The organism is Arenibacter hampyeongensis (assembly GCF_002909255.1).
GTDB lineage: Bacteria > Bacteroidota > Bacteroidia > Flavobacteriales > Flavobacteriaceae > Arenibacter > Arenibacter hampyeongensis.
On the sequence record NZ_PIOB01000001.1, the window covers coordinates 422746 to 440968 of the forward strand.

At 37.2% G+C, this 18223-nt stretch carries 11 protein-coding genes and 1 tRNA gene; 6 read left to right on the forward strand and 6 right to left on the reverse strand.

The window, feature by feature from the left end:
- The first annotated feature begins 43 nt into the window (after positions 1 to 43).
- Positions 44 to 1516, forward strand: coding sequence for a sodium:solute symporter (locus CWD91_RS01745; protein WP_103439221.1), 1473 nt, complete (start codon positions 44 to 46; stop codon positions 1514 to 1516).
- Between the two features lie 104 nt (positions 1517 to 1620).
- Here the strand turns inward: CWD91_RS01745 and lepA are convergent, their stop codons facing one another.
- Positions 1621 to 3417 (reverse strand): translation elongation factor 4, encoded by a 1797-nt coding sequence (gene lepA, locus CWD91_RS01750; RefSeq protein ID WP_103439222.1) that lies wholly within the window; start codon positions 3415 to 3417, stop codon positions 1621 to 1623.
- 389 nt (positions 3418 to 3806) lie between these two features.
- On the opposite strand from lepA, the gene CWD91_RS01755 reads away from it, so the two are divergent.
- From CWD91_RS01755 to dusB, 3 genes are all read left to right on the forward strand, one after another.
- Positions 3807 to 6161 (forward strand): outer membrane beta-barrel family protein, encoded by a 2355-nt coding sequence (locus tag CWD91_RS01755; protein WP_192877619.1) that lies wholly within the window; start codon positions 3807 to 3809, stop codon positions 6159 to 6161.
- Positions 6162 to 6345: 184 nt separating this feature from the next.
- Entirely contained in the window at positions 6346 to 8757 is a 2412-nt protein-coding gene (locus CWD91_RS01760) for an outer membrane beta-barrel family protein (protein WP_103439224.1), read from the forward strand.
- A gap of 97 nt (positions 8758 to 8854) precedes the next feature.
- On the forward strand, positions 8855 to 9850 hold the full coding sequence (dusB, locus tag CWD91_RS01765; RefSeq protein WP_103439225.1) for a tRNA dihydrouridine synthase DusB: 996 nt from the start codon (positions 8855 to 8857) through the stop codon (positions 9848 to 9850).
- Here the strand turns inward: dusB and CWD91_RS01770 are convergent.
- Positions 9847 to 11055 carry an ABC transporter permease gene (locus CWD91_RS01770; protein WP_103439226.1) on the reverse strand — a complete coding sequence of 403 codons (1209 nt, stop codon included), beginning with the start codon at positions 11053 to 11055 and terminating at the stop codon, positions 9847 to 9849. The two genes, dusB and CWD91_RS01770, sit on opposite strands and share 4 nt — an antisense overlap.
- Positions 11056 to 11057: 2 nt before the next feature.
- A complete protein-coding gene (gene rbfA / locus CWD91_RS01775) occupies positions 11058 to 11450 on the reverse strand; it encodes a 30S ribosome-binding factor RbfA (RefSeq protein ID WP_103439227.1) in 393 nt (130 codons plus the stop codon).
- Positions 11451 to 11636: 186 nt separating this feature from the next.
- Here rbfA and mce point away from each other — a divergent pair, with 186 nt between their 5' ends.
- Together mce and CWD91_RS01785 are read left to right on the forward strand one after the other, a co-directional pair.
- Positions 11637 to 12065, forward strand: a complete 429-nt coding sequence (gene mce, locus CWD91_RS01780; protein ID WP_103439857.1) for a methylmalonyl-CoA epimerase — start codon at positions 11637 to 11639, stop codon at positions 12063 to 12065.
- A 151-nt stretch (positions 12066 to 12216) separates the two neighbouring features.
- Positions 12217 to 12290 (forward strand) — tRNA-Ile (locus CWD91_RS01785).
- A 183-nt stretch (positions 12291 to 12473) separates the two neighbouring features.
- On the opposite strand, the gene CWD91_RS01790 is transcribed toward CWD91_RS01785, so the two are convergent.
- Genes CWD91_RS01790 through CWD91_RS01800 form a run of 3 tightly spaced genes read right to left on the reverse strand, consistent with a single transcriptional unit; the run spans position 12474 to position 18221 of the window.
- Complete coding sequence (locus tag CWD91_RS01790) at positions 12474 to 13688, reverse strand: McrC family protein (RefSeq protein ID WP_103439228.1); 1215 nt, start codon at positions 13686 to 13688, stop codon at positions 12474 to 12476.
- Positions 13681 to 15513: an AAA family ATPase gene (locus CWD91_RS01795; RefSeq protein WP_103439229.1), complete on the reverse strand. Its 1833-nt coding sequence runs from the start codon at positions 15511 to 15513 to the stop codon at positions 13681 to 13683. Before CWD91_RS01795 ends, CWD91_RS01790 begins: the two co-directional genes overlap by 8 nt.
- Complete coding sequence (locus CWD91_RS01800) at positions 15510 to 18221, reverse strand: P-loop NTPase fold protein (RefSeq protein ID WP_103439230.1); 2712 nt, start codon at positions 18219 to 18221, stop codon at positions 15510 to 15512. The genes CWD91_RS01795 and CWD91_RS01800 overlap by 4 nt, the downstream gene beginning before the upstream one ends.
- Between the last annotated feature and the right edge of the window lie 2 nt (positions 18222 to 18223).

Below are 18223 nucleotides of genomic sequence, written 5' to 3' on the forward strand. Positions count from 1 at the left end.
ATAATAGGCACGGTACTTTAAGTTAAATTAAAATCCAACTGCATTGAATCCACTTTTAGTTTTAGCCATAATTTCCATTTATTTTGTCTTATTGATGACCATTTCATATTTCACTTCAAGAAATAGAAGTGATGAATCTTATTTTACCGGTGACCGACAATCGCCTTGGTTTTTAGTAGCTTTTGGAATGGTGGGGGCCGGACTTTCAGGAGTTACCTTTGTCTCCTTGCCAGGGATGGTCGGCAACAATAATTTCTACTTCTACCAATTTATTTTGGGGAATGTTGTGGGCTATTTGTTCATTACCTTCGTTTTGATTCCGCTGTACTACAGGTTAAGATTGGTCTCTATTTATGGTTATTTGGATCAGCGTTACGGTGTTAAAACGTATAAGACAGGGTCTTTGTTCTTTTTGGTTTCCCAATCTTTTGGTGCTGCCCTGAGGTTATTGTTGGCCTCAAAAATTCTTCAGTTCGCACTTTTCGACAAGCTTAGCATCCCATTTCCCATTACGGTGATAATTATCCTTCTTTTGGTTTGGTTATATACCAATAAGTCTGGCATTAAGACCATTGTTTGGACAGATACTTTACAGACGACCTTTTTGGTTTTGGGCGCTATAATTACCATATATACAATTACTACTTCCTTAAATCTAACATTTTCAGGGGCTTTACAACATGTTACTGAGCATAAGTATTTTGAAGTCTTTAATTGGGAAAGTAAATCGAGCAATAATTTTTTCAAACAGTTTATAGCGGGGATTTTAGTTGCTATAGCCATGATCGGATTAGATCAGAATATGATGCAAAAAACCTTGACCTGTAAAAATCAATGGGATGCACAGAAAAACACCTTGACCTACAGTTTAATTTTAGCTCTCACACAATTCTTGTTTTTAGGATTGGGAATCCTATTGTACAGTTATGCAGAAAAAAATGGGATTAGCTTGCCTGTAGGGGAAAACGGCGCACTTTTGGATACGGATAACCTGTTTCCCGATTTGGCATTGAACCACTTGGGGGTTTTTGCTGGAATCAGTTTTCTGTTGGGTATCGTAGCAGCCTCATTTTCCAGTGTAGATTCTTCCCTGACCGCCCTTACTACGTCTTTTACCTATGATTTTCTGGATATTTCACATAAGTCCAGTGCTGACAAAAAAAGGCTTAAGAATTGGGTTTTACTTGGTTTTTCTGGTGTACTATTTTTAATAATTATGTTGTTTTCCAACAGTAGGGGCGATGTAGTATCCCTTATTTTTAAAGTTGCCGGGTACACTTATGGGCCACTTTTGGGACTTTATATGTTGGGTATGTTTACCAAGATTATGGTTAAGGATAAATGGGTGCCAATTATCTGTCTGATGGCACCTATACTTACTTATCTACTGAGCGTCTTTTTTGCCCAAGTCTATAATTTCGACTTTGGCTTTATTAATATAGCAGTCAATGCCGGGCTTACCATATTGGGATTACTATTGGTAAGACGCAAGGGAGAAACTTCTACATCCTTATAAGGTTGTAATAGGGAAGGAACTAGAAATAATCTTTAGAAATGGTCCAGGAAAAGAGGTTCTAATACCATCTTAACCAAGGTTAATATGCATTATAGAAACGTGTTCTAGTCGTTCAGTTTAAGTACAGCCATAAATGCCTGCTGGGGTATTTCTACATTTCCAACTTGGCGCATACGTTTTTTACCTTTCTTTTGTTTTTCCAACAATTTTCTCTTTCTTGAGATATCACCACCATAACATTTGGCAGTTACATCCTTTCTCAACGCTTTTATGGTTTCCCTGGATATTATCTTGGCTCCAATAGCAGCTTGGATAGGAATATCAAATTGTTGCCTTGGTATAAGTTCCCGAAGCTTTTCGCACATTTTCTTTCCAATATTGGCGGCGTTGTCGGCATGTATCAATGCGGACAGAGCATCTACCGGTTGCGCATTCAGAAGTATGTCTACCCTTACCAGTTTGGAGGTACGTAGACCTATTGGGGTATAATCAAAAGAGGCGTATCCTTTGGATACTGTTTTTAACCTATCGTAAAAGTCGAATACAATTTCTGCCAGTGGCATATCAAAATTTAATTCAACCCTTTCTGTGGTTAAATAAGTTTGATTCGTAATCTGCCCTCTTTTATCTATACATAAGGACATAACGTTCCCCACAAAATCGGCTTTTGTAATAATTGTGGCCTTGATGTACGGTTCCTCTACGTGATCTAGAGTAGAGGGGTCGGGTAAATCCGATGGATTGTTAACAATAATGGGCACATCCGGATTCTTTCGGGTAAAGGCATGGTAACTTACGTTGGGTACGGTTGTAATTACCGTCATATCAAATTCGCGTTCCAAGCGTTCTTGGATGATCTCCATATGTAGCATCCCTAGGAATCCACAACGAAATCCAAATCCAAGAGCAGCACTACTTTCTGGGGTAAATACCAAAGAAGCATCATTTAGCTGCAATTTTTCCATGGAAGAACGAAGTTCTTCGTAATCTTCGGTATCTACTGGGTATATACCTGCAAATACCATTGGCTTAACATCTTCAAAGCCTCCAATAGGATTTTTGGTTGGGCTGGCGGCATCCGTAATGGTATCGCCTACTTTTACCTCCCGCGCATCTTTAATCCCGGTTATAAGATAGCCAACATCTCCGGCTTTTATACTTTGTTTAGGGTGTTGTACCAATTTTAGGGTACCTACCTCATCGGCGTAATAGTTTTTGTCTGTAGCAACAAATTTAATTTTTTGTCCTTTTTTTATTTCTCCGTTAATAACCCTAAAATAGGTTTCTACCCCTCTGAAAGGATTATAAACAGAATCGAATACCAAGGCTTGCAAGGATTCATCAAGATTACCTTTGGGCGCAGGAATACGCTCTATAATGGCGGTTAAAATTTCCTGAATGCCCAAACCAGTTTTAGCACTTGCAGGGATAACGTCCTCTGCCTTACAACCTAAGAGATCAACTATATCATCGGTAACCTCTTCCGGGTTGGCACTCGGCAGGTCCACCTTATTTAAAATAGGAATTATTTCCAAATCATTTTCCAAGGCCAAATAAAGGTTGGAGATGGTCTGTGCCTGTATGCTCTGTGCTGCATCTACGATCAATAAAGCTCCTTCGCAAGCGGCTATGGACCGTGATACTTCATAGGAAAAATCCACGTGTCCCGGAGTATCTATAAGATTAAGTACATATTTTTCGCCATTATACTCATAATCCATTTGGATTGCGTGGCTCTTAATGGTAATACCACGTTCCCTTTCAAGATCCATGCTGTCCAATAGTTGATCTTGCTTTTCCCGATCGGTCACCGAACCTGTAAATTCCAATAACCTATCGGCCAAAGTACTTTTACCATGATCAATATGTGCAATAATGCAGAAATTCCTTATGTTTTTCATTTATGCTGTATTTACTTGGACTGTAATTCCCTGGACAAATTTAATTGATGCATAAGGCAATTCAGTTTCCCATTTTCTTTGATTTGCGCTTCAATGAACCATCATTGCTAACCAAAGCAACTGCAAAGATAGGCTTTATCCATGATTTTTAGAGTAAAAATCTCCGGTGTCGATTATATGCATCAACGGGGATTTAATTTGGTAGACAACAAAAGGGGATTTCTAGCGTCTAATTCCCAGTTGGTAGATTTTTACTACAAATTTTGGAGAAAACATTGTGGGTCGTTAATAAAAAGTTAACTTTAAAAATTTTTATAACGAATATGCCACTGTTTGTGACAATGTTAAAGGTTTTAGCCCCATTCCTACTACTATTATGCATCCCTGTCATGGGGCAAGAATACAAGGTTTCAGGCCAAGTTAAGCAAACCGACGGCACAGAGGTTGCCTTTGCGAATATACTACTTTATAAAGTGTCGGATTCCAGTTTTGTCAAGGGTACCGCTTCTGACGAAAGTGGTTTTTTTTATTTCGATAATGTAATCCGCAACCAATACTTAATTCAAGCTAGTTATATAGGGAACCAATCCGGCTATAAATTGGTGGATGTTAATTCCGATTTGGACGTAGGGCCACTTTTTATAGACGTCACAGGGCAGGAATTGAATGAGGTGGTTGTAGTGTCAAAAAAACCGACCTTGGAACAAAAGGTAGATCGTTTGGTGTTTAACATAGAAAATACTGCGCTTTCCGATTCCGATTTATGGGATGTTCTAAAAAGTACTCCGACCGTATTTGTAAAGAATAATGAGATTACCGTAAAGGGTGAAGGTGGGGTCCTTATAATGATCAACGACAAGAAAGTGAACCTTCCTCCGGAAGACGTATTAAATCTTCTAAGTGGAACCTCCGCCAAAGGAGTGCAATCTATTGAGGTCATTACTACACCACCAGCAAAATATGATGCCGAGGGCGGGACCTTGATCAATATAAAAATGAAAAAGAATTTAATTGCCGGGTATAATGGTGCCTTATATAACAGATATAGTCAGGGTGTATTTCCGCGTCAAATGCTAGGTACCAGTCACTATTTTAAAGGAAGGCGTTTGGAGACCTCTTTTAATTACAGTTATACCCAGAACAAGATATTAACGAATTATACGGATATCACCAATTTTATTGAAGATGCCCAAATAACGGATACCTGGACTTCCGATTTGGAGGTTATCTACAGAAGCAAGAAACACAATACCAGTGCTTTTTTGGATTATGCTCTAGACGACAAAAATACCCTCAGTTTTTCTTCCATGGGCACCTTTACTCCATCTTATTTGACCAGAGATTTTTCCGATACAAAAATACAGAATGCCAATAATGGCAATACCTCTGGTTTTTTAACTTTGAACGATGCCAAGTTTGAATCGATCAACGTGGCATTTTATTTGGATTATGTACACAAATTCAATGATATAGGGTCCAAGTTGGGGGTTAATGCACATTTCACCTACTACGATTATGATAAAAATCAGGCGTTGGAAACCGATTTTTACGACGGGAACGGGTCCACGATAGGAGAGAACGACTTTAGCACCTTTAATCAGCAGCAGACCAAATTATTTAGTGTTCAAGCAGATTATTCGTCGCCCATAGGAGAAAATGCCAATTTTGAATCTGGTATAAAATATGCACTTATAGATTCTGAAAGTTATATTGCCCAGGAGGGTTTTGACCGGGACCAGGAAGGTATAGAACCAACCGAGGATGGTACATTCTTTTACGATGAAGAAATTTTTGCCGGCTACGCCAGCTTTGATGCCAATTGGAACAATTGGACAATAAAATCTGGAATAAGGGCCGAGTATACCGAAACCCAAGGGGATTTCAGTAATAGTGTGGACAAGATTAAAAATCATTATTTGGAATTGTTTCCAACCTTATTTCTTCAATTTAACCCAAATAGAAAACATAGATTCGGGGCCAGCTACAAAAGAAGTATCATTAGGCCCAGTTACAATAAGATCAATCCTTTTCAAGTTTTTCAAAGTAATAATTCTGTGGTGGAGGGCAATGTAAACCTGCAGCCATCCTTTAAGAATTCGGTGATCCTCTCCTATACCTATAACAGGGATTACACCTTTGAACTTTTTTATAGATATCATAGGAATATCATGAGATTGTTGACCTTTCAAGACAATGAAAGTAAACTTCTCAGATTTATTACGGATAATACTGATAGGGAATTGGCCTATGGACTGGATTTTATTTATAGAAAGGAGATATCCAATTCCTGGGACACCTATTTCCTTTCTTCCTATTATTATGGTACGGAGCGTTTTACCGATATTCTATCACAGCAAACCTTGGACCAAGGACTTTGGACCCTTTTGTTACAATTCAACAATAATGTTACCATGTTGGAAGACCGATCTCTAACGGCCAGCCTCAACTATACCTATGTTTCTCCGATCGTTATTGGGAATTCCAGACAGGAGTACTACAATGAATGGGGGATTTCCCTAAAAAAGAATATTTGGGGTAAAAAGGGAACCATTACTATGGGTTTGACCGATATTTTTAAGCAGTTTAAACTAAAAAATACCCGTAAATACGGCAACCAGGATAATATATCGATTTACAGGCCGAACGGCAGAATATTTTCCGTTGGATTTAGGTATAATTTTGGAAATATGAAGATAAGGGACAATTATAAATCCAAGGAAACGGATGAACGGGATCGACTCTAAGATATATAATTAAAGCCACGTGGATACCGGGCTATGAAAGGTATAATCTTCTGCCCTAACGGGATTTAAAACTTACATGGAAAGGGTCGAGCTTGCCGATTATCGTTTTTTTATGCATTTCATCGATACATCCTTAAATAAGACTTAAATTTGTAATTATAACTGGACTACAATTATCTACCCCTTGCGAAAGTATAAGTTTCTTCTTTTTTGCTTACTAATAAGTCCGCTAGCCGCACTGGGACAAAACTTTGAAATAAAGGGAAAAGTCAGGAATGAGCTAAACCAGTCCATTCCCTATTCGAGCATTTTACTTTTACAAGTTTCGGATTCAACGACTATAATGGGTACCTCTGCCGATGAAAACGGGGCGTTCCATTTACAGAATATACCATCCAATACCTACTTTATTAGAGCAAGTTATATTGGGAACCTTTCAGATCTAATAGCGGTGGATATTAAGGACGATATAAATATAGGATCTATAATCATAAAGGAGCGCATCAACGAATTGGATGAAGTGGAAGTACTTTATAAAAGACCCACAATGGAACGTAAATCAGACCGACTTGTTTTTAATGTTGCCAATACCAACCTATCACAAGAAAGTGCGTATTCCATAATAACCAAAACCCCAGGAGTGATCATAGTAGGTAATCAAATCTCCATCAAAAATTCACCAACCCTTATATATATAAATAATAGAAGGGTGTATCTCTCCAATGAGGAACTAAAGGATTTGTTGGAGAATTATGCAGGGGAAAATATTAGTTCCATTGAAGTAATAACCAATCCATCCGCCAAGTATGATGCCGAGGGAGGTGCAGTTCTAAATATCTTGGCTTCAAAGAATTTGTCCATTGGGTATAAGGGCGAACTTAACGGTAAAATTACGCAGGCCATTTATCCGAAATATGAGCTGAGCAGCAGTCATTATTATAAGACGGAGACCATTAATTTGTTCGCCAACTATGGATTTAATCCTAAAAAGACGGACAAAATGGATGAGAGCTATATAAATTTTTTTAATGGAAATCTCAGGGGGGTTAGAAGGGAAACCACATTTGGAAGTACAGCGAAATCCAATGCCCACTCACTTAATACCATAATGGATTTTAAATTGGCCGGGGATCAACAATTGGGTTTGGCGGCAAACATTTTGTATTCCCCCAATAAGGCGAACAATAATCTAGTACAGACCAAGGATTTTGATCAAGCTTTGGTACTGGAATCCTATTCCAATACATCTAGTAATCTAAAAAATGACAACAGTAATATTGCTCTAAATGTGGATTACGGCATGGACCTGGGCAATAAAGGTTCCAATTTAAAATTTATTGGTAATTATCTTTATTTTGATGATGAACTATACCAAGATCTAAATTCGGATTACTACAATGGCGACCAAACATTAAACGACAGTAACAGCTTTAATTCCTTTTCCCAACAACGAAACAATATTGCTACGGGACAAATAGATTTTTCATCTTCATTGGGTCATAGTCAAACCGATTTGGGAATCAAGTACTCCTCCATAAGAAGTAATAGTAGTATTGTTTTTAATGGCCCGGATTTACCGCCATCCACCACCGATGATAAATTTCATTACGATGAGGAGATTTATGCGGCTTACACCAATCTTGCCCAAGATTGGGATCCATGGAGTTTGGTGTTGGGATTAAGAGGGGAATATATAGATGTAAAAGCCAATTCCCTGACTTTGGGAAAGCTCAATGTAGATAGTTACTTTGAACTTTTTCCAAGTTTCAGCCTCCAGCATAGTAGTGGAGAGGAGCACATATTTGGGCTTAGTTATAAGAGGGCCATTGAGCGGCCAAGGTATCAAAGCCTAAATCCATATCGCTATTTTTTAAATGAACAGCAGTACAACACGGGCAACCCAATGCTTGGACCCGCAATAGAAAATAAACTTACCCTTGATTATACCTTAAGGGGCAAGTATATTTTTTCCTTGTATTATCAGCATATGGATAATGCCATTGAACAACTCATTTTCCAGGACAATACCAATAAAACCTTAAATACCACGGAATTTAATATCGAGGAGAATTTTCAATATAGTGCGGATTTTATTTATTTCGATTACCTTAAGGATTGGTGGTATATAAGCACCTATATGTCCGGATATTATTTGGAAAATTCCTTTTTAGCCCAACAGAGCGGGGGAATTCTTCAAAAGAACAATACTCTTGGTTATTTGGGGCAAGTCTACAATCAGTTTACCCTTTCCGAAGACAGTAGTTTTGTTTCGGACCTTTCGCTGCTGTATTTATCCAACTATATAGTAGGATCTTTTGGCTATAAGAACCAGTTTACTGCCGATCTCAGTTTTAGAAAGGCGTTCAGTAAAAAACGCTTTTATGTTACCCTTGCAATCAACGATATTTTTAATACAACCAATATTCCCTTAAAATCTTCTTACCTAAATCAGGACAATGGTTTTTTCTCCAAACCGGAAAGTAGGAGTATTTCTTTGGGATTGCGATATAAATTCGGCAACTACAGGTTGCAGGATAACCATAGGGATACCGCCCCAGCGGAGCAGAAAAGACTGGAAGGCAAGAAGTCATTTTAGGAATAATTAGGGATTTAATTTATTCTTATCCCCTGAAATTTAGGATTATATAATTTTTCAGTAATTTTGCAGTCCCAAAATTTAAAGGATATATACTGTGCCTAAAATAGGAGACATTCAATTACCGGATTTCCCGTTGTTGCTTGCACCAATGGAAGATGTTAGTGATCCACCCTTCCGCGCCTTGTGCAAGGAACAGGGAGCAGATGTGGTGTATACCGAATTTATTTCTTCGGAAGGCCTTATTCGCGATGCTGCCAAGAGTGTCATGAAATTGGATATTTATGAAAAGGAGCGTCCGGTGGGGATACAAATTTTTGGGGCCAATCTGGACTCCATGCTACAATCTGTGGAGATTGTGGAAAAGTCTGGTCCGGATATTATAGATATCAATTTTGGATGTCCGGTAAAAAAAGTGGTATGCAAAGGAGCTGGGGCGGGAATTCTGAAGAATATAGACTTAATGGTGTCCTTGACCAAGGCCATGGTAGAGCATACGAAATTGCCAGTTACCGTAAAGACCCGTTTGGGTTGGGATTCCGATTCCATTAAAATAGTTGAGGTAGCGGAACGCTTACAGGATGTTGGCTGCAAGGCCCTATCCATTCACGGGAGAACCCGGGTACAAATGTACAAGGGAGAAGCCGATTGGAGGCCTATTGCTGAGGTAAAGAACAACCAGCGCATGCATATTCCGATTTTTGGTAATGGTGACGTGGATACTCCTGAAATGGCCATGAAAATGAGGGATGAATATGGATTGGATGGTGCCATGATAGGACGTGCCAGTATTGGGTATCCCTGGTTCTTTAAAGAGGTAAAGCATTATTTTAGAACTGGGACACATGCCGACCCGCCTACCATGGAGGAGCGCGTACAGGCTGCCCGTAGGCATTTACAAATGGCCATTGATTGGAAAGGTGAGCAATTGGGAGTTTTTGAAACCCGTAGGCATTATACCAACTATTTCAAGGGAATTCCCAATTTTAAGGAGTACCGTATGAAAATGGTCACAAGTGATCATTCGGTAGATGTGTTTGAAGCTTTTGATGAGGTAATGGAAAAGTTCGGGGATTTCGAATTTGTAGGTTAATGCGCTATTAATTTTTTATTAATTCTACTACTGGCAATTAGGGAAGCAATTATCCCCAATACAATAATAGTGGCCAATACTACAATTACGTTGATCAAACTGTATTCCACGGGATAGGACAGGCTAGGCGTTATTTTTAACCATCCAAAGACCAATTGGGACCATATTAGCAAAGAACCCAAAAACACGCCGATTAGGCCTCCCAGGCCAGTTACCAATATGCCTTGTACAAAGTAAATTTTTCGAAGTGCCCTTATGGTAGCGCCCAAATTATACAAGGTTTTGGAATTCTGCTGTTTGTCCAGGATCATCATGATGATGGCACCAACCACATTGAATAGGGCTATGATAAGTACTAGGGTGAAGATAAGATAGGTCGCTAGGTTCTCCGTATTTAACATCCGGTGAAGGGTACTATTCAATTCCCTGCGGTCCTTTAGCACTATTTGACCAGAAAAAATAGCTTCGATTTGTTGTCTCAGATCAGAATTATCGGCGTCTTTGGTCAATTTAAAGTTTATGCCCGATATCTGGGTACTATCTTTTTCCAGTAAAGCCTGGACCAATGGCAGATCTGCAAAAATATATTTTCGATCCAACTCCTCTTCAATTTGATATATGCCACTGATGATAAGGGAAGTTTCATTATAGCTGTCCTTTAATAAGCGCTGTCCCAGTAGTCCCTTACCTGGTTTGGGGACACGAATAATCAACGGACTCCTAAAATTGTTGATACTCAATCCCAAAAGATTAACAATGCCTTGGCCGGCAATCCCTTGCAATCCGTTAATGGCCCAATCTCCGTAAAAATACAGGCTACTATCAATTGGGGTGGTTTTTATAAAGGTTGAATCTATTCCTTTTATATAGGCAATATGGGCTTTTTGATCGTGTGTCAGGTAGACCTTTTCCTCAATTTCCTTGGAATAGGCAACAACCCCCTGTAGTTGCTGAATTTTGTTGTTCTGGGATTCCGAAACGCTAAAAAATTTACCATTTAACGGTAAAGCCTTTAGATCCGGGTCTACCATATTGGTATAGGAAAGACTAAATGTTTTTAGTCCTGCGAAACCGGAGAGCACAATAAATAATGCTGCCGATCCAATAACGATCACCAGAAAAGTAATAAAATTTATAATGTTTACGGCATTTTGGCTACTCTTGGAACGTAGGTACCGCTTTGCTATGTATAAAGGGAAGTTCAATCCTATGATTTTTTCCTTTTCTCCAACAGATCTGGATTCTTAACCGGGTTTTCTTCGCCCTTAAGCGATTTTTCAATACCGTCTATATACTCCAAGGAATCATCCAAAAAGAATAAAAGTTCAGGAACCCTTCTTAACTGATGCCTAGTTCGTTGAGCCAGTTCGTGCTTAATCATGGGCTGATTGGATTTAATTCCTTCCATTAATTCCTTGCCTTTGGTAGCTGGAAAAATGCTCACATATATTTTGGCAATGGAAAGGTCAGAGGTGACCGACACTTTGGATACCGAAAGAAGCGTACCTCTTAGTCCACCATCGGTTGCCGCACGTTGTAAAATATCCGCGATATCTTTTTGTATTACCCCGCCTATTTTCTTCTGTCGTTGTGTTTCCATAGGGCAAAAATACGATATATTTATATAGATTCTATGATTGGGACCGGATTAGCTTTAGATTATGAGGAATGTAGTATTTTTGAAAGAATAGGTCGATAAGTCCTTTAGGAAATCCAATTAATTGATGTGGAGGGGGCAAAAACAAACCAGACCCAAGTAAATAGTTATGGGCTAAATATGGTAAAAATGAACAAAATTGAACATTTGGGAATAGCAGTACATGATCTGGAGGCCTCCAATGCTTTGTTTGAAAAATTATTGGGAGTGCCACACTATAAAATTGAAGAGGTGGCTTCTGAAGGAGTGAAAACGTCCTTTTTTAAGGCTGGTCCCAATAAGATCGAACTGTTACAAGCGACTGATGACAATAGTACTATAGCAAAATTTTTACAGAAAAGGGGGGAGGGTGTGCACCATATTGCCTTTGCAGTAGATGATATAGAAGCTGAAATTGATCGTTTAACCAGGGCGGGATTTACGGTTTTAAACACAACTCCAAAAAAGGGTGCAGACAACAAACTGGTAGCCTTTTTACACCCCAAGGGTACCAATGGGGTGTTGATAGAGCTTTGCCAGGAAGATACCTCGGCAACTCGCCAAAGTGGAGAGGAATGATATTTGTTGGGTCAGGGGTTACTTAAGTCCAATTAAGCTTGTAATTTTGTTTGCAGTGTTGAAAAATAAGTAGTAATATTGCATCCGCAATTTGCGGTTCCCGAATGCTTTTTCAGATAAGCGTATTTGAAAACGGAAGCAAAAAGGAAATGGTCCTATAGCTCAGTTGGTTAGAGCACCTGACTCATAATCAGGTGGTCCCTGGTTCGAGCCCAGGTGGGACCACTTAGAAATCAGACAGTTACATAGTTTTGTAGCTGTCTTTTTTATTTATCGGCGTGCTTTCGGCGTGCTTTTTTAATTTTGATTTTCTTTGATTTCACTACTTAATACAATTTTGATTTGCAATAGATTGCCACATCGTCTTTAGTAATTCATTAAGTACTACCTCGATTCGCTATGTTTTATTTAAAACCATTCTAATATTTCGGTTCCACAATTCTCTTTTAAAACGCCATTCTCTAAAATATTCAATCTTCCAATAGCACACTTTTGTTTTTCTCCATTGAAGGATATAAAATCTGGCTTTTCAGTTTCCAATGAGGGATAGAGCAACAAAGCTTTAAACGAATCCCAATATTTGTTATATACATACATTTGTCGCAAATCGTTGGTCGAAGGCTTACTGTTACCGATATTCTTCCATTTTGTATCTATCACATAAGTTTGGCCGTTCTTGTGAAGAACAATATCGGGTCTAATCTTAATGCCATTCCAAAAAGGTTTGGAATTTTGCCCTTTTATAATAAGACCGTTAGTTGGAACGACTTTTAATTTTGCCAATATATATTCTTCCCACAAACTGTTCATATCGAAAAGTAGGGCCAACATCTTTTCCTTTCCGCTTGAGATATTCGGGGCAAAATTTAAAATGATTAACCTAGCAATTACGAGAGCTGTCTCGTAAGGTTTGGTTTTTCTGTTGCTGACCAGTCTATCGAACGTATGGGCATTAGAAGAAATATAAGAGACATCAGGAAAATCAGCTTGAACTTTTTTGCATTTGGAATACAAATAAGTTCCTGATGAAAATTGGCTGATAATGCCAAGTGCTAGTGATAAAATTTGATGGATTTGATGGTCATAATCATACACTTGATGTGCGGTATAGAACCTTTCTTTGTGAATCAGATTACGATTTAGATGTGTTGCAAATTCCAATTTCCCTTTTAGCGCTTTTACATTTCCTTTCTTAGTGCGGTACTGTTTTATAAGACCTTGTCGTATTAATAGTTGTGTTTCGTTCAGAAACCATTCAAAATAAATATCCAACAAATGAATTTGCTGCTTGCTGACTTTGGCTTGACCCACCTTATTGACTTTTAAACCTCTAGTAGCCCTAAGCATATTAATCAATACTTTTTGCCAAAGCAATTCGTCGTCTGAACCACCGTCAATTTTTGGTAAAATTTCAATGGTAAGGCCATCAATTTGAATTACACCTACGTATTGAGAGAATTTTATGCCTTTATGTAGTAGTGTAAAATATTCTTTGTTGTGCAGTTGGTTTAATTTAGCTAAGGCATTTAGGTGCTTTTCTTCGAAAAGAATATCATTATATTCCCGACCAACTTGTAGCTTGCCATGTTCAAAAACCTGAAGTACGTTTTTCGGTTTAGTCATTAGGTCTATTCAGCAATAAACCAACAGCAACTTCAATATTTTCAATCTGAGTGAGTAACTCGTAAACCGTATTGGTTTCAGGTATTTCTATGTTTTTAAATTTTGCGAATTTAATTTTCTCGGCAGCTTTTTCTGTTACAAAACCCTCGCCAAGTACCAAAGCAATTTTTTCATAGTCGTTGTAAAAATACTCTTGTAATAAAGGGATTATGTTATTCTTAAAGACATGTGAAAGTCCCTTTTTATCGCCGCTTTCCAATTTAATAAAGTACGAATGCCCAATTTTATGATCTCTATCTAACAATGCTTCAATACGCCCGTTTATCGTCTCTAATACTTCCCGAAGATTAAAGCCCTCATATGTAATCTTTTCCAACAAATGTGGTTTGGGCATAACCTCTTCAAAGACAAATCGTCTTCTTAGGGCAGTGTCCAAAGCTTCTACACTTCTATCCGCCGTGTTCATCGTGCCAATGATAGAGATATTTGGTGGCACACCAAATTCAATCTTTGAATAGGGAAGTTTGGTTCTTAGTTCTTGAGGATTACCAATTCTCTTGTCTTCCTCAATTAACGTTATAAGTTCGCCAAATATAGCGGAAACATTACCTCGGTTGATTTCGTCGATAAATATAGCGTAGTAATTTTCTATATCGTTTTCGGCCCTTTGGCATAGTTTTTTAAAGACACCATCTGTAATTTCATATTCCAATTTTGTATTTCCTTCGTCCAATCTAGGCTTTATGCCCTCTACAAAATCTTCGTAGCTAAACGATTGATGAAAAGTAACTAACTCATAATTTTTTATGGGCTCATCCTTATTTGTTTGAAAGCTTTTTACTTTTTTTAAAAGTTCAATTCCTTCAGGATATAATTCTTCTACTAGTTCTGGAATTATTCGCCACTCCGAATCACTTTCCTTAACGAATAGCATGGGTTCATTTCTATCTGTAACATTCACATTAGGACAATCCATTACTGTATGTGCCTGCATTCGACTCCAAGCGATAGGTCTGATATTTTTTGCTTTGGACATACTTTCTTTCGCCATAACAATCTCATGTTGCAGCAAATTATTTACCGATGTTTTGCCAGAATCATACAATGCAATTGCAAATGTTTGCCACCAAGTTAATTCAGAAACTAGATTGATGATATATTGTTCTTTGGTAAGTGATGATTCGCTTATCGTAAACCTTTCAAAATACTCATTCTTTAGCCTATATGTCTTTCCGGTACCCGGAGGCCCATAGAGAATAATGTTAAGAGCTTTATTTTCCATAGTAGTTTGATTTTTATTTGGTGTATTGGCATATCTATATTCGTTAATTTTCAGAAGCATTTGTTCAAATTTCTTATCACTTACAAGAACCGACTGCTTACCCCGTTTTTTAAATTCATTTAAAAGGAGTTCGTAGTTCTTATCCAGGAAAGTATATAACTGTGAAAAATCATTATCAGTCAAATCCCCAATGCGAGCATTATATTTAGTGTCTCCAACAGATTTAATTCCGGGGATTTTTTTAGCCAAGGCCTCGTAACAAGATATAAGTTCTTTGTCTTTTTCTTCATTAAACACAATCTCCAAATAACAACTATAGCTTTTTGCTGTGGGATTAATGGAAATGCCAACGCTTCTGGTTCTATTGCTTCCCCCACTTGCATTTATAAGCCCTACAAAGGCATAATCATCATTGCCTTGAAACCAATGCCCACTTTCAAAACGTTTACCCGCACCGGAACGTTGGCGAGTTAGAAATTTAAAATCAGGATTCGCTTCCCGATATTCCAATAGTTTTTTTAAGATTGTTTCGTGGAAGGTCATTGTTTATAATTGTTTTGTCCCCAAACTTCTTGAAACTCTTTTTGATTAAGGCTCTTATAACCCTTTTCAACATATTTTTCTAAAGTTTTAATTGTATTTACAATTTTATCTTTTTCATTGCCTTGAGTCTTCGTAAGCATAATCTTTAAAAAAGCTACCAAGTTGTTCATTCCATCTTTTTCAAAATCGTTAAAAGCTTCGGGATTGTTAATTTGTTCAATTAGTTTGTTATAAGAACCTTCAGAAGCGAAGATTTGTTTCAAAAAATCATTGGGTTTATAACCTCTAAATTCTGCTTCTCGCTTATCTGCCTTATCCGAAATCATCTGAAAAAGAGGTGTATCGTAGTACTTTAAGAAGTCCTCCACTATTTCTTTCCTTAACAAATTATTTGCTTCAAAAGGTCTTATTATTGATTGCTGGGGAGTAATTTTTTCTGTAATTAAATGATATGCCTCCAAAATCTCATTCGTTTCGGCTTTTTTATTGATTAAGACCTTAAGTTTGTGAAGAAGTAATGATTTTAACTCATCTGAAAAGAAGTTATTATTATACTTGGTATAACCACCAGGATAGTTTTCCCCTACTTCCTTTCTTTTCAAATTATGGTTTATACTACTTAACAATCTGTCAAGATATCCGATGGAACTAATGCTCAAAACATTACTCAAAAATTCAATAAAATCTTTTCCCTGATTAGGATAAAAAGTTTCGACACCGTTCTTAAGAATTGCCAAAACTTTTTCATCATCAGAGTGAGTTCCATCTGACATGAAAATGTTTAAGGATAGCACTAAATCTTCAAATTGTTCACGAGTTTGGGGTTTAGCTCTGAAAGCAAAATATTTTAACTCATTCTGAATCGAAAACTCTTTATAATCGGGGCTAGTACCTATCTTATCCACCAATTCATAAAGTTTGCTAGTTTCAAATGCTTTTTGAATTTCAGAAAGTGTAATATTACCTGCGGCAATATTATTTCTCAGATAAAGATCTGTGTAGTAAATTTTGGAAATACTAGTAGGATTATCCGTATAAAACTCTATCCCTTTTTCTCCGAATAATTGACATAGAACTGAATTTATGACTTCGAAGTCTCCTAATTTTCCTAAGTTTTCAAGCATTGAACGCAGTATTTCTTGTTCTTTTGGATTATAGCTTTCAGAGCCATCTAATGGCTTCCATTTATACAGCCATATGTCATTATAGAACCCAGTTCCTATTACTATTTTATTATTAACCGAGTCTATCTTTCCTTTGGAGAAGAATGTTTCCATTCTATTTAGAACTAAATCTTGAACGTATCTGAATTTATAGGTTAAAAGCCTAAGAAGTATATACTGGGATAAATTAACATCAGTAAGAGAATCTAAAAAACCAATATTAAATTTAAATTCATTTACAAATCGTTTAACATCCCTTGGAGTTTCTAAAAAGTCCGAATATGATAATGATTTTTGAGTGCACGGCGTTGACACCAAACCTTCAATGTTAATCACGAATTGGCGATTATCGAACAATTCTTTAAATGAATTTATTAGGCTAGTATCAAATTCACTATTAGCTTGTTGAGAAGATATTTTTTCTATTTCCACCAACAATTCTTGAAGAATAAAGTTTTCATCAAATGGTAACAAATTGATTTCCACATTAAAAACTTTATCGATATAATTATCTTTCGGTTTGGAAATACTTTCTATTACATATTGTCTGTCATAACCGGCTATAAATATAATGTTATTGAAATCGGACAGGGTACGCATCAATTTCATGGTATTTAAAATCTCCTCCCCTTCAAGTCGATCAAGGTCATCTAAAAGGACAATAATTTGTCTATCTATTTTTTTTAAAATTCTATTAATCGAGTTATAGTGTTCCTCAAGGGACTTGTTACCGGTAATCATTTCCCCTCCCAAAGCCAATGCTTTTCCCAACTCATGATGTGGCAGTTTTAATATCGCATCAACATAGCCCTTAAATTCTGTATCGAGTTCCCCTGATAACGGCCTTAAAGCTGTACCCAGTTCGTGAAAGAAGTTTTCAATAATCGCATTTACTCCTTTGTTTTTCCATACCCTATACCAAAAAACCACGGCTTTTGGTTCTTTTTTCTCATATTCGGCCTTAAAACGTCTTAAGAATGTGCTTTTCCCATAACCCCAAACAGCATTGATTCCAACCGAAAAGGCAGAGCTAGGCCAAAAATCTTTTAAACTGATTATTAATTTTTGAAGAATTTTCTCATTGGCTATTTCTCCTTCTTCATAGAGGTTATCCTCTAAAAAGAAAGGTAAGCTTTTCTGCCTGCTTTTTTTGAATAGGGTAAGACTTAAAAGTATGGTATAGAGTACGCCTATAGGAATTAAGATATCAAAATATTTTAGAAGCTTGTTCAATGGTAATAATGCTATTTCATCAACTCCATCAAGTCGCAGAAATAAGTAAAAACAAAGTACAATACAAATTACGTAGGTTAGGTTCTTGTGAGGAATATATTCTCTCCTAATCGCAATAATCAAGAAAACAATAGCCACTAAACAGACAGTTCCGTAGCCAATCCAAAAACCGATAGATTCATAATTAATATGACTTCCAATTTTTGTGAAAAGGTTACTAACGGGGTATGCAAAAAGAAGCAAAAGAGCCATTGAAATTATCAACAAAAGAATATATCTAGTAGTGTATGTTGGATTACTATTTTCGCTCATCT